This window comes from Microbacterium insulae, from assembly GCF_042677065.1.
Lineage (GTDB): Bacteria > Actinomycetota > Actinomycetes > Actinomycetales > Microbacteriaceae > Microbacterium > Microbacterium insulae.
The window spans coordinates 41,535-63,444 of record NZ_JBHTII010000002.1 but is presented as its reverse complement, the minus strand read 5'-3'; the positions used below and the strand labels follow the sequence as shown (position 1 = coordinate 63,444).

Sequence of the window (21,910 nt, the reverse complement as noted above, 5' to 3'; positions counted from 1 at the left end):
CGTCAGCGCTTCTCGAGCTCCTCGGCCACGAGGAAGGCGAGCTCGAGCGACTGCATGTGGTTGAGGCGCGGGTCGCACAGGCTCTCGTACCGGGTCGCGAGCGTGGCCTCGTCGATCTGCTCGGATCCGCCGAGGCACTCGGTGACGTCGTCCCCGGTCAGCTCGACGTGGATGCCGCCCGGGAACGTGCCCGCCGCGCGATGAGCCTCGAAGAAGCCGCGCACCTCGTCGACGACGTCGTCGAACCGGCGCGTCTTGTAGCCCGTCGGCGTCGTGATGCCGTTGCCGTGCATGGGATCGGTGACCCACAGCGGTGTCGCACCGGAATCCTTGACGGCCTCGAGCAGCGGAGGCAGCGCGTCGCGGATCTTCCCGGCGCCCATGCGTGTGATGAAGGTCAGGCGTCCGGGCTCGCGCTCCGGGTCGAGCTTGTCGATGAGCGCGAGGGCGGCGTCGGGTGACGTGGTGGGGCCGAGCTTGACACCGATCGGGTTGCGGATCTTCGAGAAGTAGTCCACGTGGGCGCCGTCGAGCTCGCGTGTGCGCTCGCCGATCCACAGGAAGTGCGCCGACGTGTTGTAGGGCAGATTGGTTCGCGAATCGATCCGCGTGAGAGGGCGCTCGTAGTCCATGAGCAGCCCCTCGTGCCCGGTGTAGAACTCGACGCGCTTGAGCTCGTCGAAGTTCGCACCGGCGGCCTCCATGAAGCGGATGGCGCGATCGATCTCGGTAGCCATCCGCTCGTACGCCTGATTCGCCGGGTTCTGCGCGAAGCCCTTGTTCCACGAGTGCACCTCGCGGAGGTCGGCGAACCCGCCCTGCGTGAAGGCGCGGATCAGATTGATCGTCGAGGCCGCCGTGTGGTAGCCCTTCAGCAGGCGCTGGGGGTCGGCCTGGCGGGACCCCTCGGTGAAGTCGTAGCCGTTGACGATGTCGCCGCGGTAGGCCGGCAGCGTCACGTCTCCACGGGTCTCCGAGTCGCTCGAGCGCGGCTTGGCGAACTGCCCCGCCATGCGGCCCATCTTCACGACCGGCATCGAGGCGCCGTAGGTGAGGACGACGGCCATCTGCAGCACGGTCTTGATGCGGTTGCGGATCTGCTCGGCCGTCGCGCCGGCGAACGTCTCGGCGCAGTCCCCGCCCTGGAGCAGGAAGGCCTGACCGGACGCGGCGCGCCCGAGGCGCTCGCGGAGGTTGTCGACCTCGCCCGCGAACACGAGCGGCGGAAGGGTCGCGAGCTCGGCGGATGCCGCGGCGACCGCATCGGCGTCGGGCCACGCGGGCTGCTGCTTGATGGGCAGGGTCCGCCAGTGGTCGAGACTGTCGAGCTGCTGGAGCATCCCTCGATCCTACCCGCGGCGGACTCGGTCCCGGACGCGTGTGACGCGCTCAGGCCTTGGGCTTCAGGCGGTCCTTCACGGTGGACGCGTACACGTCCTCGTACTCCTGCTCACCCAGCCGCTGGAGCGCGACCATGATCTCGTCGGTGATGGAGCGGAGGATGTACCGATCACCCTCCATCCCGGCGAACCGCGAGAAGTCGAGCGGCTCGCCGATCACCACTCCCACGCGCACGACATTGGGCAGCCGCTGGCCGATCGGCATCATCGTGTCGGTGTCGACCATCACCACGGGAACCACGGGCACGTGCGCCTCGAGCGCCATTCGGGCGATCCCGGTGCGTCCGCGGTAGAGCTTGCCGTCGGGGCTGCGCGTGCCCTCCGGGTAGATCCCCAGCAGCTCACCGCCCCCGAGCACCTGGAGCCCGGTGTTGAGTGATGCCTCGGATGCCTTGCCTCCCGAGCGGTCGATCGGAAGCTGGCCCGTGCCCTTGAAGAACATCCGGGTCGCCCACCCCTTGATGCCCCTGCCGGTGAAGTAGTCGCTCTTGGCGAGGAATGCCACGCGCCGGTCGATCATGAGCGGGAGCATGACGGAGTCGATGAACGAAAGGTGGTTGCTCGCGAGGATCGCGCCGCCTTCGGCGGGGATGTTGCGACGGCCGACGACCCACGGGCGGAAGATCGCCTTGACGAGCGGTCCGATCACCACGTACTTCATCAGCCAGTAGAACATCGCTACCCCTCCGCGCCGGCGAGGTCGGCGGCCCCGATGAGTCCGGCGTCGTTCACGAGCTGCGCGATCGCGAACTCGGCCACCGGACGGTCGCCGTAGCCGGGCAAAGACGTCTCGTAGGCCAGGCGGACCGGAGCCAGCAGGTCTTCGCCCAGCTGCGCCACGCCGCCGCCGATGACGAAGAGCTCGGGGTCGAGCACGGCCTGGAAGCCGCCGCACGCCTCGCCGAGTGCCGTCGCCACGCGACGCAGCGCCTCGGTCGCGCCGGGGTCGCCGGCGAGCACGAGCCGCGACACGGCCGGTCCGCTGATCGACCCCTTCTCCTCGCGCAGCGCCGCGAGGGCTCGGCCGATGCCGCCGCCGTCTGCGATGGCGTTGGCCTCGCGCTGCAGGGCGCGTCCGGAGGCGTACTGCTCGAGGCATCCGTTCTGTCCGCAGCCGCAGGGAAGCCCGTCGCGGGTGAACCGCGTGTGCCCGAGTTCCGCGGCGATGCCGTGCCCGCCGCGGAAGAGCTCGCCGTCCAGGACGATCGCCCCGCCCACGCCGGTGCCCATCGTGAGCATCACCATGTTGTCGACGTCACGCCCCGCCCCGAACCGGAACTCCGCCCACCCGGCCGCGTTGGCGTCGTTCTCGATCGCGACCGGCACCTCGATGCCCGCCTCCAGCGTGGCTTTGAGCGGCTCGTTGCGCCACGCGATGTTCGGCGCGTGGATGACCGTCGCGCGATCGCGATCGATGAACCCCGCCGCCGCCACGCCGACGGCGGCGATCTCGTGGCCCGCGGCGAAGTGGCGCGCCATGTCGATGACGGCTGCGGCGAGCGCCGCGGTGTCGACGGGGGTGTCGACGCGGAGCTTCTCCAGGATGCGGCCGTCCGGATCGACGACGCCTCCGGCGATCTTCGTCCCACCGATGTCGATCCCGACCTTGAGCACCGCACTCCTCTCCCACCGGCGCGCGCACGACGGCGCCATGCAGTCTAGCGGCGAGGCGACGCGGCCGCCCCGCCGGATCGAGCCGCTCTTCGGATTAGACTCGGATGAGATCCACCCGAGATTCATCATCCGGTACCGAAGGAGCTGCCGTGGTCCAATTCGAAGTCCCCGCCATCGTCCCCGCCGATCCCCAGGCGAACGTCAGCGATCTGCTCGCCGAGCGGGTGAAGGCGACGCCGCAGCTTGCTCTGTTCGCCGTTCCCGACGGCGAAGGCTGGCGCGACATCACCGCCGCAGATTTCGAGAAGCAGGTGATCGCCCTCGCGAAGGGCTTCGTCGCCGCCGGTATCGAGCCCGGCGACAAGGTCGCCTTCATCGCCCGCACGACGTACGACTGGACGCTCGTCGACTTCGCGCTCTTCTACGCCGGCGCTGTCATGGTGCCCGTGTACGAGACGAGCTCGCCGTCGCAGATCAGCTGGATCCTGACCGACTCCGGCGCCGTGGCGTGCCTGACCGAGTCGGCCGACCACTCCGCCCGCCTGGACGAGGTCCGCGCGGACGTCCCTCTCGTGCGCTCGACGTGGGAGATGGCGCGCGGCGACCTCGACAAGCTCGTCGCGGCCGGCAAGGACGTCACCGACGCCGAGATCCAGCGTCGCCGCGGGCTCGCAAACGGGTCCGACATCGCGACGCTCATCTACACGTCGGGTTCCACCGGCAGGCCGAAGGGCTGCGTTCTCACCCACAGCAACTTCGTCGAGCTCACGCGCAACTCCGCCAAGGCGCTGCAGGAGGTCGTCGCCAAGCCCGGCGCCTCGACGCTGCTGTTCATCACGACCGCGCACATCTTCGCGCGCTTCATCTCGGTGCTGAACATCCACGCGGGCGTCAAGACCGGCCATCAGCCCGACACGAAGCAGCTGCTCCCCGCCCTGGGCTCTTTCAAGCCGACCTATCTGCTCGCGGTGCCCCGCGTCTTCGAGAAGGTGTACAACTCGGCCGAGCAGAAGGCCGAGGCCGGCGGCAAGGGAAAGATCTTCCGCACCGCCGCGCACACCGCGATCGAGCACTCGCGCCTCCTGCAGGAGGGCAAGAAGGTGCCGTTCATGACGAAGGTCAAGTTCCGCCTCTTCGACCGCCTCGTGTACAGCAAGCTCCGTGCCGCGATGGGAGGCAACGTCGCCTACGCCGTGTCGGGATCCGCGCCGCTCGGGCCTCGGCTCGGCCACTTCTTCCACAGCCTCGGCGTGACCATCCTCGAGGGCTACGGTCTCACCGAGACGACCGCCCCCGCGACGGTCAACCTCGTCACGAAGTCCAAGATCGGCACGGTCGGCCCCGTGCTCCCGGGCGTGGGCATCCGGCTCGCCGACGACGGCGAGATCCAGGTGCGCGGAATCAACGTGTTCAAGGAGTACTGGCGCAACCCCGAGGCGACCGCCGCCGCGTTCGACGGCGACTGGTTCAAGACCGGCGACATCGGCGCGTTCGACCAGGAGGGCTTCCTCACGATCACGGGCCGCAAGAAGGAGATCATCGTCACCGCCGGCGGGAAGAACGTCGCCCCGGCGATGCTCGAGGACCCGATCCGCGCGAACCCGATCGTCGGCCAGGTCGTCGTCGTCGGGGATCAGAAGCCGTTCATCTCGGCCCTGGTCACGCTCGACCCCGAGATGCTTCCGACGTGGCTGGCGAACAACGGCTTGTCGGGAGACATGTCGCTCGCGGATGCCGCGAAGAACGACGCGGTGCGCGCCGAGGTGCAGCGAGCCATCGACCGCGCCAACACCTCGGTCTCCCGCGCGGAGTCGATCCGCAAGTTCACGATCCTCGACACCGAGTGGACGGAGGCCAGCGGACACCTCACGCCCAAGATGAGCATCAAGCGCAACGTCATCATGGACGACTTCGCCGCGCAGATCGAGGAGCTCTACAGCGTCCCGGTCAACACGTCGAACGTGTCGCTGTCTTAGCGCGGTAGACGGATGCCGCGGCCCCGGCCCTCCTCGGAGGGCCGGGGCTTCGTGCGTTCCGGGGCGGGTCTGTGGCGCGTCGCGTCAGAACCAGTCGGACTCGCGGATCTCGCGCATCGCGATACGGCGCTCCTCGGGCGTGAGGCGCTTGAGGTAGAGCATGCCGTCGAGGTGGTCGGTCTCGTGCTGGAGTGCCTGCGCCATGAGGCCTTCCCCCTCGAGCACGACCTCGGCGCCGTCGAGGTCGATCCCGGTCACGCGGGCCCACGGATGACGGACCGCGTCGTGCCACAGGCCGGGGACCGACAGGCACCCCTCTCCGATCGGCTGCGGTTCGCCCGACACTTCGAGCACCGGGTTGAGCACGTAGCCGATCTCTCCGTCGACGTTGTAGCTGAACGCGCGCAGGGCGACCCCGATCTGCGGCGCGGCGACTCCCGCTCGGCCCGGGAGCGCGACGGTCTCGAGCAGATCGCGCACGAGTGCGCGCACGCCGTCGTCGATCTCCTCGATGGGAGCGCTGGGTGCCGTGAGAACGGGGTCGCCGAAGACCCGGATGGGACGCACCGTCATGGCGGCGCCTACGCGGCGGGCGCGAGGGCGCGCAGGCCCTCCACCACGGTCGCTGCCAGCTCGCGTGCGGCGTCGCGCGTCGCGGGTTCGAGATCCCGGAACGAGATCGCACTGCCCGCGGCGATGTGCGCGTCGTACGGCATCCGCACGACGGCGCGAACGCGGGTGCGGAAGTGCGCCTCCAGCTCCGCGAGCTGGACGAGCGGCGCGCCCGGCCGCGAGTTGTTCAGCACGACGACGGCACTGCGGACCTTGTCGGCATATCCGTTGGTCTCGAGCCACGTGAGCGTCTCGGACGCGAGCCGAGCCTCGTCGACGCTGAGACCGGCGACGATGACGAGCTGGTCGGCCATCTCAAGGGTCGCTCCCATGACGGAGTGGACGATGCCCGTGCCGGTGTCGGTGAGCACGACCGAGTAGTAGTGCGCGGCGAGCGTCGCGACGCTCCGGTAATCGACGTCGCTGAACGCCTCGGAGACGCGCGGGTCGGAGTCGGACGCCACGACGTCGAGGCGGGTCTCGTCGCGCGCGACGATGTTCGACAGGTCGTTGAATCCGACGACGTCGCCGCTGGTGCGGACCAGATCGCGCACGGTCTTGCCACTCGTGCGGGCGATCCGCTCGGCGAGGGTGCCGCGGTCGGGGTTGGCATCCACGGCGATCACACGGTCGTCGCGGGCGTCGGCAAGGGCCATGCCGAGCAGGGTCGTGACCGTGGTCTTGCCGACGCCGCCCTTGCGCGAAAGCACGGGCACGAACCGCGCACCGCCGGCCAGCGGGGCGGCGATCCGACGGTCGAGCTCTTTGCGCGCGCGGGCGCGCTTACTGTCGCCCAGGTTGATGCGCCGTCCGGAGATCGAGTACACGAGGTGCTGCCAGTAGCCCTCGGGCTCGCTCTTGACGACGTGGTGCGGGTCGAGCAGACGGTCGGCGGTCAGCAGGTCGGCCGTCTCGCGATCGGCTTCGAACTCGCCGAGTCGCTTGGAGGTCAGGGTCACCTCGGGGTGCGGATACGGCGCGCGCTCCACGGGAGCCGCCGCGGCACGGGGCGCGGCAGCGGTGGCGGCCGCGACGACGAGCTCGTCGTCGGTGGGGTCTTCCGACGGAAGGGATGCTGCGGCATCCGTCCCCCGCTCCGGCGAGGCGTCTTCGGGGGCCGGCGTGGCCGCAGGCGTCGGGTCGACGACAGTCTCGTCGTCCACGACATCCGCGTCCGCGATGTCGTCGAGGTCCGCCCAGTCGTCGATGTCTCCCTCGACGGTCCAGTCCTCCGCGTCGGCGGTCTCGACGATCTCCGCCTCGGTGGTGTCCGCCGGGATCTCGACTACGAACGGCATGCCGCCGTCGATCACCTCGTCCTCGACGAAGTCGTCGTCGTCGGTCTCGGACGGCAATTCGACGTTGACCTGAGCGGTCCCGCCGCCGAGGATGCCGATTCCGCTGGTGTCGAGGCTGCCGGAGTCGGACAGCACGCCGTTCTCAGCGTCGTCGGGCGTGTGGTCGGTGCGATCAGGCGTCACTGCGGAGTTCTCCAAGGCAGGGAGGGAATTCGGGCGGGTACCGCCCACCAGGTTACTTGCCCGGGCGGATCACGACCAAAAGGTCTCCCGCGTCGACCTGCGCCGTTCCGCCGATCGCGATGCGCTCCACGACCCCGTCGACGGACGCGGTGATGGCCGCCTCCATCTTCATCGCCTCGATCGATGCGACCGGCTGGCCCGCCGTCACCGTGTCGCCGACCGCCACCTTGAGCGTCACGACGCCCGAGAACGGCGCCGCCACCTGACCCGGCTTCGTGGTGTCCGCCCGCTCGGCGGGCGTGACGTCGACGGCGATGCTGCGGTCGCGCACGAAGACCGGGCGCAGCTGGCCGTTGAGCGTGGTCATCACGGTGCGGATGCCCTTGGCGTCGGCCTCGCCGATCGCCTCCAGGCCGACGTAGAGCTGCACGCCGGGGTCGATCTCGGCGACGTGCTCCTCGCCCGGCTTGAGTCCGTAGAGGTAGTCGGGCGTGCCGAGAGCCGTCAGATCGCCGTACGCCTCGCGGTTCTTCTCGAACTCGCGCGCCGGCCCCGGGAAGAGGAGCCGGTTCAGCGTGCGCTTCCGCTCGACGCCGCTGCCGGCCAGCCCGGCCTGCTCCTCGTCGGTCAGCGGCGGGATGTCGATCGACACCGAGCGGCCGGCGAGGACCTTGGTGCGGAACGGCTCAGGCCAGCCGCCGGGAAGGTCGCCCAACTCCCCCGCCATGAACCCGACCACCGAATCGGGGATGTCGTAGTTCTGCGGGTTCTGCTCGAAGTCGGCCGGGTCCGCACGCACCGCGACGAGCGCGAGTGCGAGATCGCCGACGACCTTGGACGAGGGCGTGACCTTCGGGATGCGGCCGAGCAGACGATCGGCGGCGGCGTACATGTCCTCGATGAGCTCGAAGTCGTCGGCGAGGCCGAGCGCGATCGCCTGCTGACGCAGGTTCGACAGCTGCCCACCGGGGATCTCGTGATGGTAGACGCGACCGGTCGGCGACGGGAGACCCGACTCGAACGGACGGTACAGCTGGCGCACCGCCTCCCAGTACGGCTCGAGATCGCACACCGCCTGCAGATCCAGGCCCGTGTCGCGCTCGGTGTGGGCGAGCGCCGCGACGAGCGCCGAGAGAGACGGCTGGCTGGTCGTCCCCGACATCGGGGCCGCCGCGGCATCCACCGCATCGACGCCCGCTGCGCTCGCGGCGAGCAGCGTCGCCAGCTGTCCCCCGGCGGTGTCGTGCGTGTGGAGGTGAACGGGCAGGTCGAACCGCTCCCGCAGCGCCGAGACGAGCTGCGCCGCCGCCGCGGGGCGGAGCAGCCCCGCCATGTCCTTGATCGCGAGGATGTGCGCGCCCGCCGCGACGATCTCGTCGGCGAGGCGGAGGTAGTAGTCGAGGGTGTACAGCTTCTCGGCGGGGTCGAGGAGGTCGGAGGTGTAGCAGACCGCCACCTCGGCGACCGCGGTTCCGGTCGCGCGGACGGCGTCGATCGCCGGCCTCATCTGCGACACGTCATTGAGCGCGTCGAAGATGCGGAAGATGTCGACCCCGGTCGCGGCCGCCTCGGTCACGAACGCGTCCGTCACTTCGACCGGACGCGGCGTATAGCCGACGGTGTTGCGGCCGCGCAGCAGCATCTGAACCGGGATGTTCGGCATCGCCTCGCGCACCGCGGCCAGGCGCTCCCACGGGTCCTCGGCCAGGAATCGCAGCGCCACGTCGTAGGTGGCCCCTCCCCATGCCTCGACCGACAGGAGCTGGGGGGTCATGCGCGCCACGTGCGGCCCGACGCGGACGAGATCGCGCGTGCGCACGCGGGTGGCCAGCAGCGACTGGTGCGCGTCGCGGAACGTCGTCTCGGTGACCGCGAGCGCCGTCTGCTCCCGGAGTGACCGTGCGAAGCCCTCCGGACCGAGGGCCCTCAGCCGCTCGAGCGCGCCCGCCGGAGGGGCCGTCGTCAGGTCGATCTCGGGGAGCTTGCTGCCGGGCGAGACCGAGAGCGGCTTCTCGCCGTAGGGCCGGTTGACGGTGACGTCGGCCAGCCAGTTGAGCAGCTTGGTGGCGCGGTCGCGCGACGGGTTGCTCGTGAGCAGCTGCGGTCGCTCGTCGATGAACGACGTGCTGACGTCCCCCGCGACGAACGCCTCGTCATCGAGCACGGCCCGGAGGAACGGGATGTTCGTGGCCACGCCGCGGATGCGGAACTCCGCCAGCGCGCGCCGGGCGCGGGTGACCGCCGCGGGAAAGTCCCGACCGCGGCACGTGAGCTTGGCCAGCATGGAGTCGAAGTGCGGGCTGATCTGCGATCCGGCCGCCGTCGTACCACCGTCGAGGCGGATGCCGGCACCGCCCGGCGAGCGGTACGTCGTGATGCGTCCGGTGTCGGGGCGGAAGCCCTGCGCGGGGTCCTCGGTCGTGATGCGGCACTGCAGCGCGGCGCCGCGCAGCTGAATGCGGTCCTGGGTGAGGCCGAGGTCGCTCAGCGTCTCACCGGCGGCGATGCGGATCTGCGACTGGACGAGGTCGACGTCGGTGACCTCTTCGGTGACCGTGTGCTCGACCTGGATCCGAGGGTTCATCTCGATGAAGACGACCTCGCCGGCGCGCGGGCCCGCCGTCTCGAGGAGGAACTCGACCGTGCCCGCGTTCTCGTATCCGATCGAGCGTGCGAAGGCGACGGCGTACCCGTGCAGCGCGTCGCGGATCGCGGGATCGAGGTTGGGCGCTGGGGCGATCTCGATCACCTTCTGGTGCCGGCGCTGCACCGAGCAGTCCCGCTCGAAGAGGTGGACCGTCTCCCCCGACTTGTCAGCGAGGATCTGCACCTCGACGTGGCGAGGACGCTGGACCGCCTGCTCGAGGAACACGCGCGCGTCACCGAAGGCGCTGCTGGCCTCGCGCATCGCCTCGGCCAGCGCGGGTGCCAGCTCGGCGGGCTGCTCGACGCGACGCATGCCGCGGCCGCCGCCCCCCGCCACAGCCTTCACGAAGATCGGGAAGCCGATCCCGTCCGCCTGGGAGACCAGCGTGTCGACGTCGTCGGATGCCTCGGTCGAACGCAGCACGGGAACCCCGGCGGCGACCGCGTGCTGCTTCGCGGTGACCTTGTTGCCGGCCATCTCGAGCACGGAGGCGGGCGGGCCGATGAAGACGATGCCGTTCGCGGCCGCCTTCTCGGCGAGCTCCGGGTTCTCGGAGAGGAAACCGTAGCCCGGATAGATCGCGTCGGCTCCCGCGGCCAGGGCGACGCGGATGATCTCGTCGACGTCGAGATACGCGCGCACGGGATGCCCCTGCTCGCCGATCTCGTAGGACTCGTCGGCCTTCTGCCGGTGCAGGGAACCGCGGTCCTCGAAGGGGAACACCGCGACGGTCCGCGCCCCCAACTCGTATGCGGCGCGGAAGGCGCGGATGGCGATCTCGCCTCGGTTCGCTACGAGGATCTTGCGGAACATTCGACCTCCGAAGGCAGCAGTGCGGGCGGGCCTGAGTGTGCTCTCAGCCTAGGGGACGGTAACGTGGTGAATTGTGCACGTCCTTTCCGTCAGCTCGCTCAAGGGTGGTGTCGGCAAGACGACCGTGACTCTCGGACTCGCCTCGGCGGCTTTCGCCCGCGGCGTCCGCACGCTCGTCGTCGACCTCGACCCGCAGTCCGACGTCTCGACGGGCATGGACATCCAGGTGGCCGGCCGCCTGAATGTCGCCGATGTCCTCGCCAATCCGAAGGAGAAGACGGTCCGCCAGGCCATCACCTCCAGCGGCTGGGCGAAGGTGCACCCCGGCACGATCGACGTCATGATCGGCAGCCCCTCGGCGATCAACTTCGACGGCCCGCACCCGAGCGTGCGCGACGTGTGGAAGCTCGAGGAGGCCCTCGCGACGATCGAGGCCGACTACGACCTCGTGCTCATCGACTGCGCGCCCTCCCTCAACGCCCTGACGCGCACGGCGTGGGCCGCCAGCGACCGCGTCATCGTGATCACCGAGCCCGGGCTGTTCTCGGTCGCCGCGGCGGACCGCGCGCTGCGGGCGATCGAAGAGATCCGCCGGGGCCTGTCCCCCCGCCTCCAGCCGCTCGGCATCGTGGTGAACCGGGTGCGCCCCCAGTCCATCGAGCATCAGTTCCGCATCAAGGAGCTCCGCGACATGTTCGGCCCCCTCGTGCTCTCCCCGCAGCTCCCCGAACGCACCTCGCTTCAGCAGGCGCAGGGAGCGGCCAAGCCGCTGCACATCTGGCCGGGCGACTCCGCGCAAGAGCTCGCGGCCGACTTCGACTCGCTCCTCGACCGCGTCATGCGGACCGGCCGTATCCCGGTGCCGGGCGAGGCACGAGCCTGATAGAGGCGTTCACAGGGGCCCGAGGACCCCGCTGCCCCGGCGCGCCTCGAAGATCAGCTGCGTCTCGGTCTTCGTGACCGCCGGATGGCTGGTGATGTGCTCGAGGATCAGGTCGCGCAGCCGTTCAGGGCTCGCCACGGCGACATGCACGTGGAAGTCGTTGTCGCCGGCGACGTGGACGACCGACAGCGCACCCGGGATGCCGGCCAGCCGGTCGAACAGCGCATCGATGTGCGTCCGGCTGTGGCTGGCGAGCTGCACCTGCACGACTGCCTGGATCGGTCGTCCGACGGCGGCGAGATCGATGCGCGCCGAGATGTCGGCGACGACCCCGGACTCCCGCAGCGCGCGCACCCGGTAGGCGCACGTGGACTCCGCCAGGCCCACTCGCGCAGCGAGTGCGGAGTTGGTCATGCGACCGTCCTCAATCAGCGCCGCGAGGATCGCCCGATCGGTCGAGTCGAGGCCCGCTTGCGATTTCTTCGACGGCGACGGCATCCCAACCTCCGATCTTGCGGAAAACACAGCCTACTCTCCCACTCTGACCGAATAGGGTCGAATCAGCTTGCTGTTCTCTGAAGGATCGACGACCATCGTGGCATGTCGCCGAAGACACTGCATCCCGATAGCCTCGCCGTCCACGCCGGCCGCGACGATCTCGCCGAGCTGGGAGTGCATGCCCTCCCCCTGGACCTGTCCTCGACGAACCCGCTTCCCGGAATCGACGCCGGCGGGCTGTCGTACGAGGTGCTCGCCACGGGCGGTCATCCCTTCGAGGGAGGTTCGAACGTCTACGCCAGGCTGTGGAACCCCACGGTCGCCCGCTTCGAGGAGGCGCTCGCGTCTGGAGCACGCGGAGGAGGCCGTCGCCTTCTCGTCGGGCATGGCCGCGCTGACAGCCGTGCTGCTGGGGCTGTCCCACGAGCGGGACCGACGTCACGTCGTCGCCGTGCGCCCGCTGTACGGGGGAACCGACCACCTGCTCGCCTCCGGGCTTCTCGGTGTGCAGACGACCTTCTGCGCAGCCGATGCCGTGGCCGCGACGGTGCGGCCCGACACCGCGCTCGTGATCATCGAGTCGCCCGCCAACCCGACCCTCGAGCTCGTCGACATCCGCGCCGTCGTGGACGCCGCCGGTGACGTTCCGGTGCTCGTCGACAACACGTTCGCGACGCCGGTCCTGCAGCATCCGCTGGATCTCGGCGCGGCGATGTCGCTGCACAGCGCGACGAAGTACCTCGGCGGCCACGGCGACGTCGTCGGCGGAGTGGTCGCGTGCGACGCCGGGGTCGCCGCCGCCCTGCGACGGACGCGGGCCATCACCGGGGCGATCATGCATCCCCTCGCCGCCTACCTCCTCCACCGCGGGCTGGCCACGCTCCCCGTGCGGATGCGCGCGCAGCAGGAGGGCGCGCGCGCCGTCGCGCGCTGGCTCGCCACTCGCGTCGAGGTGGCGCGGGTCCACTTCCCGGAGTTCGATGAGTGCGACCCGCTCGGCCTGGTCGGCAGGCAGCAGGCCGGCCCCGGGGCCATGATCGCGATCGAGCTCACCGGGGGCTTCGCCGCCGCCGCGGCCCTCACGTCCGGCGTGCAGCTCTTCACGCACGCCGTATCACTCGGCAGCGTGGACTCGCTCATCCAGCACCCCGCCGCCCTCACGCACCGCCCGGTGCAGAGCGAGGCGAAGCCTTCGGAGGCGCTGGTGCGGCTGTCGATCGGACTCGAGGCGCCCGAGGACCTCATCGCCGACCTGTCGCAGGCCTTCGCGGGCATCGCGGTGCGCGCGACGGGAGCGGTCGCGGCACACTGAGCGCCACGGACGCGGTGCGTCAGGCGGTGCGGGCCGCGCGACGCGCCGCGAGCTCGTCCATCGTGTCCGGCGCCTGCGCGTCGAACTCCACGAGCTCGGACTCCACCTCGCGCAGGACCTTGCCCACCGCGATCCCGAAGACGCCCTGGCCGCGGCTGACGAGGTCGATGACCTCGTCGTTCGAGGTGCACAGGTACACCGAAGCGCCGTCGCTCATGAGCGTCGTGCCCGCGAGGTCGCGGATGCCCGCCGCGCGAAGCTGGTCGACGGCGGTGCGGATCTGCTGGAGCGAGATGCCGGTGTCGAGGAGGCGCTTGACGAGCTTGAGGACGAGGATGTCGCGGAAGCCGTACAGCCGCTGCGAGCCCGAACCGCTCGCCCCGCGCACCGTCGGCTCGACGAGCTCCGTCCGGGCCCAGTAGTCGAGCTGGCGGTAGGTGATGCCGGCGGCGCGCGCCGCGACGGCACCGCGGTAGCCGACCTCGTCGTCCATGGCGGGGAGTCCATCGGTGAAGAGGAGATCGGCCATGAACGGCTCGCCCTCGGCCGCTTCTCGAGCAGTCATGCTCGGCCCCCCTGTCGGATCGCTTGGTTCCACGCTAGATGAGCCACCCCGCTGCGGCAACGACATCGGGCCGAACGGTCCGGCGTGTCGCGTCCGGCGGCCGTCGAGCCGCTCAGGAGAGCAGTCGCTCGAGCGCGGCGCGGACGAAGATCGACCGCACCTCGTCGAGGCGCTTGGCCAGCTCGGGGGCGAGCTCACCGGCGCGACCCCGGGACGGGGCATCCGTCCGTCGCAGAAGCGGCGCGAGAGCCTGCTCGACGAGGGCGACGTCGCGCTCGGCGTTCTGACGGAGCGCGCGCACGTGGCGCGGTTCGATCCCGTGCCGGTCGAGCGCGACGAGGGCGCGCAGGAGGGCGACCGACTGCTCTGTGTAGGCGTCGGACCCGGCGAGCACGCCCGTGCTGATCGCATCGTTCAGGAGCTGGGGCGCGGCCCCCGCCGCCGCGAGCAGCTCGTCACGGCGATAGCGGCGGGGAGCCGGCACGATCGACGGCGGCGACACCGCGGTCGGCGCCTGCGGCTCCCGCCCCGCGTCGATGTCCGCCAGATACTCGCGGATCACGACGAGCGGGAGGTAGTGGTCGCGCTGCAGCGTGAGCGCGAGCCGCAGGCGCTCGAGGTCGGCGGGAGAGAACTTCCGGTACCCGGACTCCGTGCGCAGCGGTGTGACGATGCCCTGGACCTCGAGGAAGCGCAGCTTGCTGGAGGTCAGGGACGGGAACTCGGGAGACAGCCGTGCCAGCACTTGTCCGATGCTCAGAAGACCCGCGGACGAGGATCGTTCGCGGGCGCTTGCGGGCGGCATCAGCCGGCCGCTGGCTGGACGAGGTCGGCGGGCGACACGAAGAAGTTCAAGCGGAACTTCCCGACGCGCACCTCGGCGCCGTTGTCGAGGACGGCGCGATCCACGCGCTCCCCGTTGACGTAGGTGCCGTTGAGTGAGCGCTGATCGACCAGTTCGAAGGATGTGCCCGTGCGGGTGATCTCGGCGTGACGACGGGAGACGGTGACGTCATCGAAGAAGATGTCGGCCTCGGGATGACGGCCGACGGTCGTCACGTCGGTGTCGAGCAGGTACCGGGCGCCGGCCGTCGGTCCGGATCGGACGAGCAGCAGCGCGGCACCGGAGGGGAGGGCGTCGATCGCCTCGAGCTCGGCGGTGGCCAGTTCGCTTCCGAACGGCACGAAGGAGAGATCGGAGTCGTGCCCGAAGGTCTGGGTCGTGTCGGTTCCGCGGTCGGTATCGCCTGAGACGGCGCCCGCGCCGGATGCCCGGCGGATGTCGCCCTCATCGGGTCGGCGAAGTTCCTCCACTGTGCCCCTCCTCTGCCTGCAAGCCTAGCCGATCGCCCGAGGGGCGAAAGGACGGATCGACCCCTCGGGCGTCCCGCAATGTTTCGTCCCGTGTCGGTCAGGGTGTCCGGGGGCGGCGCCCGACCTAACGTGGATGAGCATCGAACCTACGAGAAGGAGCCCCGCCGTGTCGAGCCACCCGCATCAGATCCCGCCCCTCGAGGTGCGTGAGCGTGCGGAGTGCATGTGCGACCGCGGCGAACCGTGCTCGACGTACGCCCCCGGCCACGCGCTGCACCTCATCCAGTCGCGCCTCGCCGCGGCGACGCCGTCCGAATGGACGGACGCGATCGTGGAGCACGCCGACGCCCGCTCGGGCGTCATCCTGGCGCGCTCCCTCGGCGACGGCACGACGGTGGCGCTGTGGAACGCGTCCGGGGCCGCCGGCGCGCTGACGTCGGGCACCCCGGTCTCGGTGCACGAGCGCTACCACGTGCTCGCCGTCGGCCGCGCGCGGTACAACGTCGTACGTCGCTGAGCTCCTCGGCGCGGCCCGGCTGATCACCCGATCCGGTTCAGGCGGCCTTCCTCAGCATGTCCCTGACGGCCATGCACGCGTCCATGCACGCCTGGCACGACTGCGCGCACATGCGGCACACGTCGGAGTCGTCGGCGTGCTCCATGCACTCGTCCATGCACGTCTGGCACATCGCGATGCACGCGTCGAGCATGGCCATCATGGATGCGGGCGTCATGCCCTGCATGCGCATCATCGCCCGCATCATCGTGTTGCACATGTCCGCGCAGTTCATGCACGCCGGCGCGCACGACATCATCTGCGTCGAGCACACCGTGCACGCCTGCTCGCACGCCGAGCAGGCGTCCATACAGGCCTGCAGCACCGCCATGTCCATCGTGTCCATGCCCGGCATCGACATCATGTCCTTCGACATGGCGTCCATCATCATGGCGTCCATGGGTCACCTCCCTTTCCCGTGGGGAACGGGCAGGATCGCCCGCCTGGCGCCATGCTAGACCTCTCAGGCTCCCCGCCGAAGGGGTCGTTAGGCTCGACGGCGTGATGTCACAAGGAATTCACACACGTCCCGGAATCCGCTCGATGGCGCTCGTCGGCGCGCTCCTCCTCGCGGCGGCCGCCTTCCTCCTCCCCGCGTCGCCGGCGCACGCGCACGACGAACTCCTCGGCAGCGACCCCGCGGCCGACGAGACGGTCGACACCCTTCCGGCCGAGATCTCCCTGACCTTCAGCGGGATCATCGCGGCCGACGACGGCGCATCCGAGGTGTCGGTGACGGATGCCTCGGGCACCGAGCTCGCGGACGGGACGCCGACCGCGCAGGACAACGTGCTGACGCAGCCGCTCGCGGGCGAGGCATCCGGCGCCCTCACGGTGCTGTGGAAGGTCGTCTCCAGCGACGGGCACCCCATCTCGGGCGAGTTCGAGTTCACCGTGGCGAGCGGGCCCTCCCCCACGCAGACCACGACTCCGGAGCCGACGCAGACGACCACGCCGGAGCCGACGCCGTCCGCGACCACGTCGCCCTCGGCCACCCCCGTGCCGTCCGGCGATGACAGCACGTTCGCCGAGGCGTGGCCGTGGGTGGTCGGCGGGATCCTGCTGGCCGGCCTGGGCGGGGCGGTGCTCTACCTCCTCGTCTCCCGCGCCCGACGGGAGCGTGAGCTCACGGCGGCGCGCGAGCGGGCTCTGGGAGGAGCCGAGGGGTCCGGTTCCGAGCCTCCCGCCGCGCACTAGGCTGGGAGCATGCCTCACTACGACGTCGTCATCCTCGGCGCCGGCCCCGGCGGGTACGTCGCGGCCGTCCGCAGCGCACAGCTGGGCCTCTCGGTCGCGATCATCGAAGAGAAGTACTGGGGCGGTGTGTGCCTGAACGTGGGCTGCATCCCCTCGAAGGCTCTCCTGAAGAACGCCGACCTGGCCCACCAGTTCCACCACAAGGCGGAGCTGTTCGGCATCTCGGGCGACGTGCACTTCGACTTCGGAGTGGCGTGGGACCGCAGCCGCAAGGTAGCCGACACCCACGTCAAGGGCATCCACTACCTCATGAAGAAGAACAAGGTCACCGAGTACGAGGGTCGCGGGTCGTTCACCGGCCCGAACGCCATCACGGTGACCAAGGCCGACGGCTCCACCGAAGACCTCACGTTCGACAACGCGATCATCTCCACCGGCTCCAAGGTGCGCCTGCTGCCGGGTGTGACGCTCAGCGAGAACGTCGTGACGTACGAAGAGCAGATCCTCGCTCGCGATCTGCCCGGCTCGATCGTCATCGTCGGCGCCGGTGCGATCGGCATGGAGTTCGCTTTCGTCATGGCGAACTACGGCGTCAAGGTCACCATCATCGAGTTCCTCGACCGCGCGCTTCCCAACGAGGACGCCGACGTGTCGAAGGAGATCGCCAAGCAGTACAAGGGCTACGGGGTCGACATCCTCACCTCGACGAAGGTCGAGACGGTCACCGACCACGGCGACCGGGTCACCGTCACCTACACGCCTGCCTCCGGCGGCGAGACGCAGTCGATCGACGCCGACAAGGTGATGATGTCGATCGGCTTCGCCGCGAACGTCGAGGGCTTCGGCCTGGAGACGACCGGCGTGAAGCTCACCGACCGCGGAGCCATCGACATCGACGACCACATGCGCACCAATGTGCCGCATATCTACGCGATCGGCGACGTCACCGCCAAGCTCCAGCTCGCCCACGTCGCCGAGGCCCAGGGTGTCGTCGCGGCCGAGACGATCGGCAAGGCCGAGACCATGACGCTCGGCGACTACCGGATGATGCCGCGCGCGACGTTCTGCTCGCCGCAGGTCGCCTCGTTCGGCCTCACCGAGCAGCAGGCGCGCGACGCCGGTTACGACGTGAAGGTCGCGAAGTTCCCGTTCTCCGCCAACGGCAAGGCCAACGGGCTCGGCGAGGCCATCGGCTTCGTCAAGCTGATCGCCGACGGCGAGCACCTCGAGCTCCTGGGCGGCCACATGGTCGGCCCGGACGTCTCCGAGCTTCTGCCCGAGCTGACCCTCGCGCAGAAGTGGGACCTCACCGCCCTCGAGGCTGCGCGGAACGTCCACACGCACCCGACGCTGTCGGAGGCGGTCCAGGAGGCCTTCCACGGCCTCGCCGGACACATGATCAACCTGTAGTCCGCACCGCAGCCGACGAAGGAGCCCCGGATCCATCCGATCCGGGGCTCCTTCGCGTACGGGTGCGTGTGCGGATCAGTGTCCGAGTGCACGGGCGAGCTTGGAGTCGGATGCCGCGGGCCGTCCGCCGGCGGCGACCGCGGCCGACTCGACCGCGGTGAAGAACGCCTCGCGCCACGCGGGGTCGGTGGGGGCTGCGGGGCCGAGCTCGACCTCCCACTCGTGCCACTCGCGGTCGATGCCGGACCGCTCGTCGCGGGTCGTGACGTGGTCGTCGGCGAACTCGGCCACCACCCCGCCGCCGGCCGAGAGCAGGGCGTAGGCCGTGCGCTCGTTGCGGATGCGGGCGAGAGGCTCGAGGGCCGCATCGGCGACGACCCCCGCGAGCTCGGCCCGTGCGGCCGCGGGGACCGAGTCGGGATCCCCGAGCGGCCACTGGAGCTCGACGCGACCGCCGTCGGCGCCGCGCGGACCCTTGATGTGCCAGCCGGCGTCCGGGCCGCCGGTGCGGCGCCGCAGCGCGTAGCCGTGGCGGGCGAGTGCGCGGTCCGCGGTGTCCAGGTAGGTCGCGTCGAGCGATCGGGACTCTCCCGCGCTCACCGTCACGACCCCGGGGAGTCCGGACCAGTCCGGCACGGGCGTGCCGGAGTCGACGTCGAACTTCCGCTCGATCTCGACGGAGCGGACCGGCTGGCGGTCAGCGTCGGTCACTGGGTGAATCGCTGTACGGGTCGATGTCGTCCTGCGCCTCGATGAACCAGAACTCGGCTTCGGTCGGGCCGTCGCCCTCGCCGGTGTTCTCGAGCGAGCCCTTGCGCTCGTAGACGACCTGGGTCTCGCTGTAGGGGACGATGAGCCGGTCGAGCTCGGGGTCTTCGAGAGGGATGAGCTGCCCGTCGAGCGGGCCTCCGTGGAGTCGTGCGATGGCCATGTCCCCAGCGTAGCCCCGCCCTCGGACGACCGCCCGGATCGGCGAGGACCGTGTGTCCGGGGGCCCGCGAGGCGACGTCGCTGTCCGGATGACGTCATCCACACCCGTGCAAGCGTTTTCATCCGGAGCCCCTAGAATCTCACGCGTGAAGGCCATCCGAACGTTCACCGTCCGCCCCGTCCTCGCCGAGGCCCTCGCCCCGCTCGACCGGCTCGCCGCCAACTGGCGCTGGTCATGGAGCCGTGCGACCCACGCCCTCTTCGCCTCGATGGACCCGGCACTCTGGGAGCACATCGGCCAGAACCCCGCACGCATGCTCGGCGCTCTCGGTCAGGATCGCCTCGACGAGCTCGCGCACGACGAGGGATTCGTGCAGCGCGTCCGCGAGGAGGACGAGCGCCTCACCGCCTACCTCGAGGGCGACCGCTGGTTCCAGCGGCTCGAGGGCGACAAGCCGGCCCACATCGCATACTTCTCCCCCGAGTTCGGTGTCGACGGCTCACTCCCGCAGTACTCGGGCGGACTCGGCATCCTCGCCGGCGATCACCTCAAGAGCGCGTCCGATCTGGGTGTCCCGCTCACGGGGGTCGGCCTGTTCTACCGCGCGGGGTACTTCCGCCAGTCCATCGGCGACGACGGCTGGCAGCGCGAGAGCTACCCTCTCCTCGACCCCTACGGCCTCGGACTCACGCTGCTCCGCGACGGTGAGGGCTCCCCGGTCGAGATCTCCCTCGATCTTCCGGGCGACCGCGTCCTCCATGCGCGTGTGTGGGTCGCCGACATCGGGCGCGTCCCGCTCCTCCTCCTCGACTCCGAGACGCCGTCGAACTCCGACGAGATGCGACGCGTGACCGACCGCCTCTACGGCGGCGGAGGCGAGCACCGCCTGCTCCAGGAGCTCCTGCTCGGCGTCGGCGGCGTCCGCGCGGTGCGCGCGTGGTGCGCGCTCACCGCGCGCCCTGCGCCGGATGTCTACCACACGAACGAAGGCCACGCCGGGTTCCAGGGGCTCGAGCGCATGTCCGAGCTCATCACGCAGGACGGGCTCGGATTCGACGACGCGCTCGCACAGGTCCGGGCCGGCACCGTCTTCACGACCCATACGCCGGTGCCCGCCGGCATCGACCGCTTCCCGCGCGACCTGATCGCCGACTATCTCGCGAGCGGCCTGTTCGAGGGGCTGGACGCCGGCCGCGCGATCGCCCTCGGGCTCGAGTCGTGGAGCGGCGGCGACCCGGGCGTCTTCAACATGGCCGTCCTGGGCCTCCACCTCGGCCAGCACGCCAACGGCGTCTCGGTGCTGCACGGCGAGGTCAGCCGCGGCATGTTCGGGATGCTGTGGCCCGGCGTCGACGTCGACGAAGTGCCGATCACCTCGATCACCAACGGAGTGCACGCGCCGACCTGGGTCCATCCCGCCCTCAAAGCCCTCAGCGAGCAGGCATGGGGCGATGCGCACACCGACACCCACGACTGGAACGACCGCAGCGCCGTGAGCGACGCCGAGCTGTGGGGAGTCCGTCAGCAGATGAAGGCGGCCCTGGTCTCGGAGGCGCGGCGGAGGGTCGCGGCATCCCTCTCCAACGGACACGCGCCGGCGTGGATCGACGACCTGCTCGACCCCGAGGTGCTCACGATCGGCTTCGCCCGGCGCGTGCCCACCTACAAGCGCCTCACGCTGATGCTGCGCGACCCCGAGCGGCTCACCGCCCTCCTCACCGACCCGGAGCGCCCCGTGCAGATCGTGATCGGCGGCAAGTCGCACCCCGCCGACGACTCCGGCAAGATCCTGATCCAGCAGCTGGTGCGCTTCAGTCGCGACCCGAAGGTGCGTGGGCGGATCGTGTTCCTCCCCGACTACGACATCGGCCTCGCCAAGGACCTCTACCCGGGCTGCGACGTGTGGCTCAACAACCCGCTGCGTCCCCTGGAGGCGTGCGGCACCAGCGGGATGAAGGCGGCGCTCAACGGTGCGCTGAACCTCTCGATCCTCGACGGCTGGTGGGACGAGTGGTACGACGGCCGCAACGGCTGGGCGATCCCGACAGCCGACACCGCCACGAGCGACGAGGAGCGCGACGACGCCGAGGCGTCCGCGCTCTACGACCTGATCGAGCACCAGCTGGTGCCGCGCTTCTACGAGCGCGAGGGCGGGGTCCCCGTGGCGTGGCTCGACATGGTGCGGCATACGATGACCGACCTCGGGCAGAAGGCGACGAGCGACCGCATGGTGCGCGACTACGTGCAGCGGCTGTACGTTCCCGCGGCGGCACACGATGTCGCGCTGCGCCGCGACGGGTTCGCGGGCGCGAAGGCTCTCGCGGCATTCGTCGCGCGCGTGACCGACGCGTGGCCGCACGTCTCGATCGCGAGCGTCGACTCGTCCGGCATCCCCGCGCAGGCTCAGGCAGGCGACAGCCTCGAGGTGACCGCCGCGGTGCGGCTGGACGGCCTCTCCCCCGACGACGTCGCGGTGGAGCTCGCATACGGCCGCACCGACGAGGACGACACGCTCGCGCGCGACCACTCCGTCCAGCGACTGCAGCCCGCGGCGGCCCCGGTCGACGGCGTCACGACCTTCACGGGCACCCTTCCGCTCGCGGTGACCGGAACGTTCGGGTACACCGTGCGGGTCGTGCCGGCCCACCCGCAGCTCGTCTCCCCCGTCGAACTCGGGCTCGTCACGTCCCCGTCCTGAGCG

20 protein-coding genes and 1 pseudogene are annotated in these 21,910 nt (G+C 70.3%); 8 read left to right on the top strand and 13 right to left on the bottom strand.

Annotation, left to right across the window (positions count from 1 at the left end; translation table 11 throughout):
* Positions 1–2 precede the first annotated feature (2 nt).
* Genes ACFQ0P_RS12830 through ACFQ0P_RS12820 form a run of 3 tightly spaced genes read right to left on the bottom strand, consistent with a single transcriptional unit; the run spans position 3 to position 3,014 of the window.
* A complete protein-coding gene (locus ACFQ0P_RS12830) occupies positions 3–1,340 on the bottom strand; it encodes a class II 3-deoxy-7-phosphoheptulonate synthase (protein ID WP_204979060.1) in 1,338 nt (445 codons plus the stop codon).
* Between the two features lie 49 nt (positions 1,341–1,389).
* Positions 1,390–2,076 (bottom strand): lysophospholipid acyltransferase family protein, encoded by a 687-nt coding sequence (locus ACFQ0P_RS12825; RefSeq protein WP_204979059.1) that lies wholly within the window; start codon positions 2,074–2,076, stop codon positions 1,390–1,392.
* A 2-nt stretch (positions 2,077–2,078) separates the two neighbouring features.
* Positions 2,079–3,014 (bottom strand): ROK family glucokinase, encoded by a 936-nt coding sequence (locus ACFQ0P_RS12820; RefSeq protein WP_204979058.1) that lies wholly within the window; start codon positions 3,012–3,014, stop codon positions 2,079–2,081.
* Between the two features lie 149 nt (positions 3,015–3,163).
* Here ACFQ0P_RS12820 and ACFQ0P_RS12815 point away from each other — a divergent pair, with 149 nt between their 5' ends.
* Complete coding sequence (locus ACFQ0P_RS12815; protein ID WP_204979057.1) at positions 3,164–4,990, top strand: AMP-dependent synthetase/ligase; 1,827 nt, start codon at positions 3,164–3,166, stop codon at positions 4,988–4,990.
* An 84-nt stretch (positions 4,991–5,074) separates the two neighbouring features.
* Here the strand turns inward: ACFQ0P_RS12815 and ACFQ0P_RS12810 are convergent, their stop codons facing one another.
* The 3 genes from ACFQ0P_RS12810 to ACFQ0P_RS12800 form a co-directional block, all read right to left on the bottom strand.
* Positions 5,075–5,563: a peptide deformylase gene (locus tag ACFQ0P_RS12810; protein WP_204979056.1), complete on the bottom strand. Its 489-nt coding sequence runs from the start codon at positions 5,561–5,563 to the stop codon at positions 5,075–5,077.
* Between the two features lie 8 nt (positions 5,564–5,571).
* Positions 5,572–6,900, bottom strand: coding sequence for a MinD/ParA family ATP-binding protein (locus ACFQ0P_RS12805; protein WP_378772890.1), 1,329 nt, complete (start codon positions 6,898–6,900; stop codon positions 5,572–5,574).
* A 235-nt stretch (positions 6,901–7,135) separates the two neighbouring features.
* Positions 7,136–10,543 (bottom strand): pyruvate carboxylase, encoded by a 3,408-nt coding sequence (locus ACFQ0P_RS12800; RefSeq protein WP_204979054.1) that lies wholly within the window; start codon positions 10,541–10,543, stop codon positions 7,136–7,138.
* 73 nt (positions 10,544–10,616) lie between these two features.
* On the opposite strand from ACFQ0P_RS12800, the gene ACFQ0P_RS12795 reads away from it, so the two are divergent.
* Positions 10,617–11,426, top strand: coding sequence for a ParA family protein (locus tag ACFQ0P_RS12795; RefSeq protein ID WP_056119365.1), 810 nt, complete (start codon positions 10,617–10,619; stop codon positions 11,424–11,426).
* 9 nt (positions 11,427–11,435) lie between these two features.
* Here the strand turns inward: ACFQ0P_RS12795 and ACFQ0P_RS12790 are convergent, their stop codons facing one another.
* Complete coding sequence (locus ACFQ0P_RS12790; protein ID WP_204979053.1) at positions 11,436–11,924, bottom strand: Lrp/AsnC family transcriptional regulator; 489 nt, start codon at positions 11,922–11,924, stop codon at positions 11,436–11,438.
* Positions 11,925–12,026: 102 nt separating this feature from the next.
* On the opposite strand from ACFQ0P_RS12790, the pseudogene ACFQ0P_RS12785 reads away from it, so the two are divergent.
* Positions 12,027–13,236, top strand: a pseudogene (locus ACFQ0P_RS12785) (trans-sulfuration enzyme family protein).
* Between the two features lie 19 nt (positions 13,237–13,255).
* On the opposite strand, the gene ACFQ0P_RS12780 reads toward ACFQ0P_RS12785, so the two are convergent.
* The 3 genes from ACFQ0P_RS12780 to ACFQ0P_RS12770 all read right to left on the bottom strand — a co-directional run bounded on the left by ACFQ0P_RS12780 (position 13,256) and on the right by ACFQ0P_RS12770 (position 15,115).
* Positions 13,256–13,801, bottom strand: coding sequence for a MerR family transcriptional regulator (locus ACFQ0P_RS12780; RefSeq protein WP_204979052.1), 546 nt, complete (start codon positions 13,799–13,801; stop codon positions 13,256–13,258).
* A 112-nt stretch (positions 13,802–13,913) separates the two neighbouring features.
* Positions 13,914–14,606, bottom strand: coding sequence for a transcriptional regulator FtsR (ftsR, locus tag ACFQ0P_RS12775; protein WP_204979051.1), 693 nt, complete (start codon positions 14,604–14,606; stop codon positions 13,914–13,916).
* Positions 14,606–15,115 carry an FHA domain-containing protein gene (locus ACFQ0P_RS12770; RefSeq protein WP_204979050.1) on the bottom strand — a complete coding sequence of 170 codons (510 nt, stop codon included), beginning with the start codon at positions 15,113–15,115 and terminating at the stop codon, positions 14,606–14,608. Before ACFQ0P_RS12770 ends, ftsR begins: the two co-directional genes overlap by 1 nt.
* A gap of 166 nt (positions 15,116–15,281) precedes the next feature.
* On the opposite strand from ACFQ0P_RS12770, the gene ACFQ0P_RS12765 reads away from it, so the two are divergent.
* On the top strand, positions 15,282–15,632 hold the full coding sequence (locus tag ACFQ0P_RS12765) for a hypothetical protein (protein ID WP_378772482.1): 351 nt from the start codon (positions 15,282–15,284) through the stop codon (positions 15,630–15,632).
* A gap of 37 nt (positions 15,633–15,669) precedes the next feature.
* Here ACFQ0P_RS12765 and ACFQ0P_RS12760 read toward each other — a convergent pair whose 3' ends face one another.
* Positions 15,670–15,867, bottom strand: a complete 198-nt coding sequence (locus ACFQ0P_RS12760) for a hypothetical protein (RefSeq protein ID WP_378772480.1) — start codon at positions 15,865–15,867, stop codon at positions 15,670–15,672.
* Here ACFQ0P_RS12760 and ACFQ0P_RS12755 point away from each other — a divergent pair.
* From ACFQ0P_RS12755 to lpdA, 3 genes are read left to right on the top strand one after another with little or no spacing between them, the layout of a single operon-like run.
* Positions 15,857–16,129: a hypothetical protein gene (locus ACFQ0P_RS12755; RefSeq protein WP_378772477.1), complete on the top strand. Its 273-nt coding sequence runs from the start codon at positions 15,857–15,859 to the stop codon at positions 16,127–16,129. The genes ACFQ0P_RS12760 and ACFQ0P_RS12755 overlap by 11 nt on opposite strands.
* A 46-nt stretch (positions 16,130–16,175) precedes the next feature.
* Positions 16,176–16,868 (top strand): copper resistance CopC family protein, encoded by a 693-nt coding sequence (locus ACFQ0P_RS12750; protein WP_204981404.1) that lies wholly within the window; start codon positions 16,176–16,178, stop codon positions 16,866–16,868.
* A 9-nt stretch (positions 16,869–16,877) separates the two neighbouring features.
* Complete coding sequence (lpdA, locus tag ACFQ0P_RS12745; protein ID WP_204979048.1) at positions 16,878–18,278, top strand: dihydrolipoyl dehydrogenase; 1,401 nt, start codon at positions 16,878–16,880, stop codon at positions 18,276–18,278.
* Positions 18,279–18,353: 75 nt separating this feature from the next.
* On the opposite strand, the gene ACFQ0P_RS12740 is transcribed toward lpdA, so the two are convergent.
* Positions 18,354–18,989, bottom strand: coding sequence for a CYTH domain-containing protein (locus ACFQ0P_RS12740; RefSeq protein ID WP_204979047.1), 636 nt, complete (start codon positions 18,987–18,989; stop codon positions 18,354–18,356).
* Positions 18,976–19,209 carry a response regulator gene (locus tag ACFQ0P_RS12735; protein ID WP_204979046.1) on the bottom strand — a complete coding sequence of 78 codons (234 nt, stop codon included), beginning with the start codon at positions 19,207–19,209 and terminating at the stop codon, positions 18,976–18,978. Before ACFQ0P_RS12735 ends, ACFQ0P_RS12740 begins: the two co-directional genes overlap by 14 nt.
* Before the next feature lie 145 nt (positions 19,210–19,354).
* Here ACFQ0P_RS12735 and glgP point away from each other — a divergent pair, with 145 nt between their 5' ends.
* On the top strand, positions 19,355–21,907 hold the full coding sequence (gene glgP / locus ACFQ0P_RS12730) for an alpha-glucan family phosphorylase (protein WP_204979045.1): 2,553 nt from the start codon (positions 19,355–19,357) through the stop codon (positions 21,905–21,907).
* Positions 21,908–21,910: the final 3 nt, after the last annotated feature.

What these genes read in the sequence shown, in the direction of transcription:
- ACFQ0P_RS12735 (WP_204979046.1), bottom strand. Translation starts at nt 19,209, where the DNA reads ATGGCCATCGCACGACTCCACGGAGGCCCGCTCGACGGGCAGCTCATC.
- ACFQ0P_RS12805 (WP_378772890.1), bottom strand. Translation starts at nt 6,900, where the DNA reads ATGCCGTTCGTAGTCGAGATCCCGGCGGACACCACCGAGGCGGAGATC.
- ACFQ0P_RS12810 (WP_204979056.1), bottom strand. Translation starts at nt 5,563, where the DNA reads ATGACGGTGCGTCCCATCCGGGTCTTCGGCGACCCCGTTCTCACGGCA.
- ftsR (WP_204979051.1), bottom strand. Translation starts at nt 14,606, where the DNA reads ATGCCGCCCGCAAGCGCCCGCGAACGATCCTCGTCCGCGGGTCTTCTG.
- ACFQ0P_RS12800 (WP_204979054.1), bottom strand. Translation starts at nt 10,543, where the DNA reads ATGTTCCGCAAGATCCTCGTAGCGAACCGAGGCGAGATCGCCATCCGC.
- ACFQ0P_RS12755 (WP_378772477.1), top strand. Translation starts at nt 15,857, where the DNA reads ATGCGCATCATCGCCCGCATCATCGTGTTGCACATGTCCGCGCAGTTC.
- ACFQ0P_RS12825 (WP_204979059.1), bottom strand. Translation starts at nt 2,076, where the DNA reads ATGTTCTACTGGCTGATGAAGTACGTGGTGATCGGACCGCTCGTCAAG.
- lpdA (WP_204979048.1), top strand. Translation starts at nt 16,878, where the DNA reads ATGCCTCACTACGACGTCGTCATCCTCGGCGCCGGCCCCGGCGGGTAC.
- ACFQ0P_RS12760 (WP_378772480.1), bottom strand. Translation starts at nt 15,867, where the DNA reads ATGATGCGCATGCAGGGCATGACGCCCGCATCCATGATGGCCATGCTC.
- ACFQ0P_RS12830 (WP_204979060.1), bottom strand. Translation starts at nt 1,340, where the DNA reads ATGCTCCAGCAGCTCGACAGTCTCGACCACTGGCGGACCCTGCCCATC.
- ACFQ0P_RS12790 (WP_204979053.1), bottom strand. Translation starts at nt 11,924, where the DNA reads ATGCCGTCGCCGTCGAAGAAATCGCAAGCGGGCCTCGACTCGACCGAT.
- ACFQ0P_RS12780 (WP_204979052.1), bottom strand. Translation starts at nt 13,801, where the DNA reads ATGACTGCTCGAGAAGCGGCCGAGGGCGAGCCGTTCATGGCCGATCTC.
- ACFQ0P_RS12750 (WP_204981404.1), top strand. Translation starts at nt 16,176, where the DNA reads ATGTCACAAGGAATTCACACACGTCCCGGAATCCGCTCGATGGCGCTC.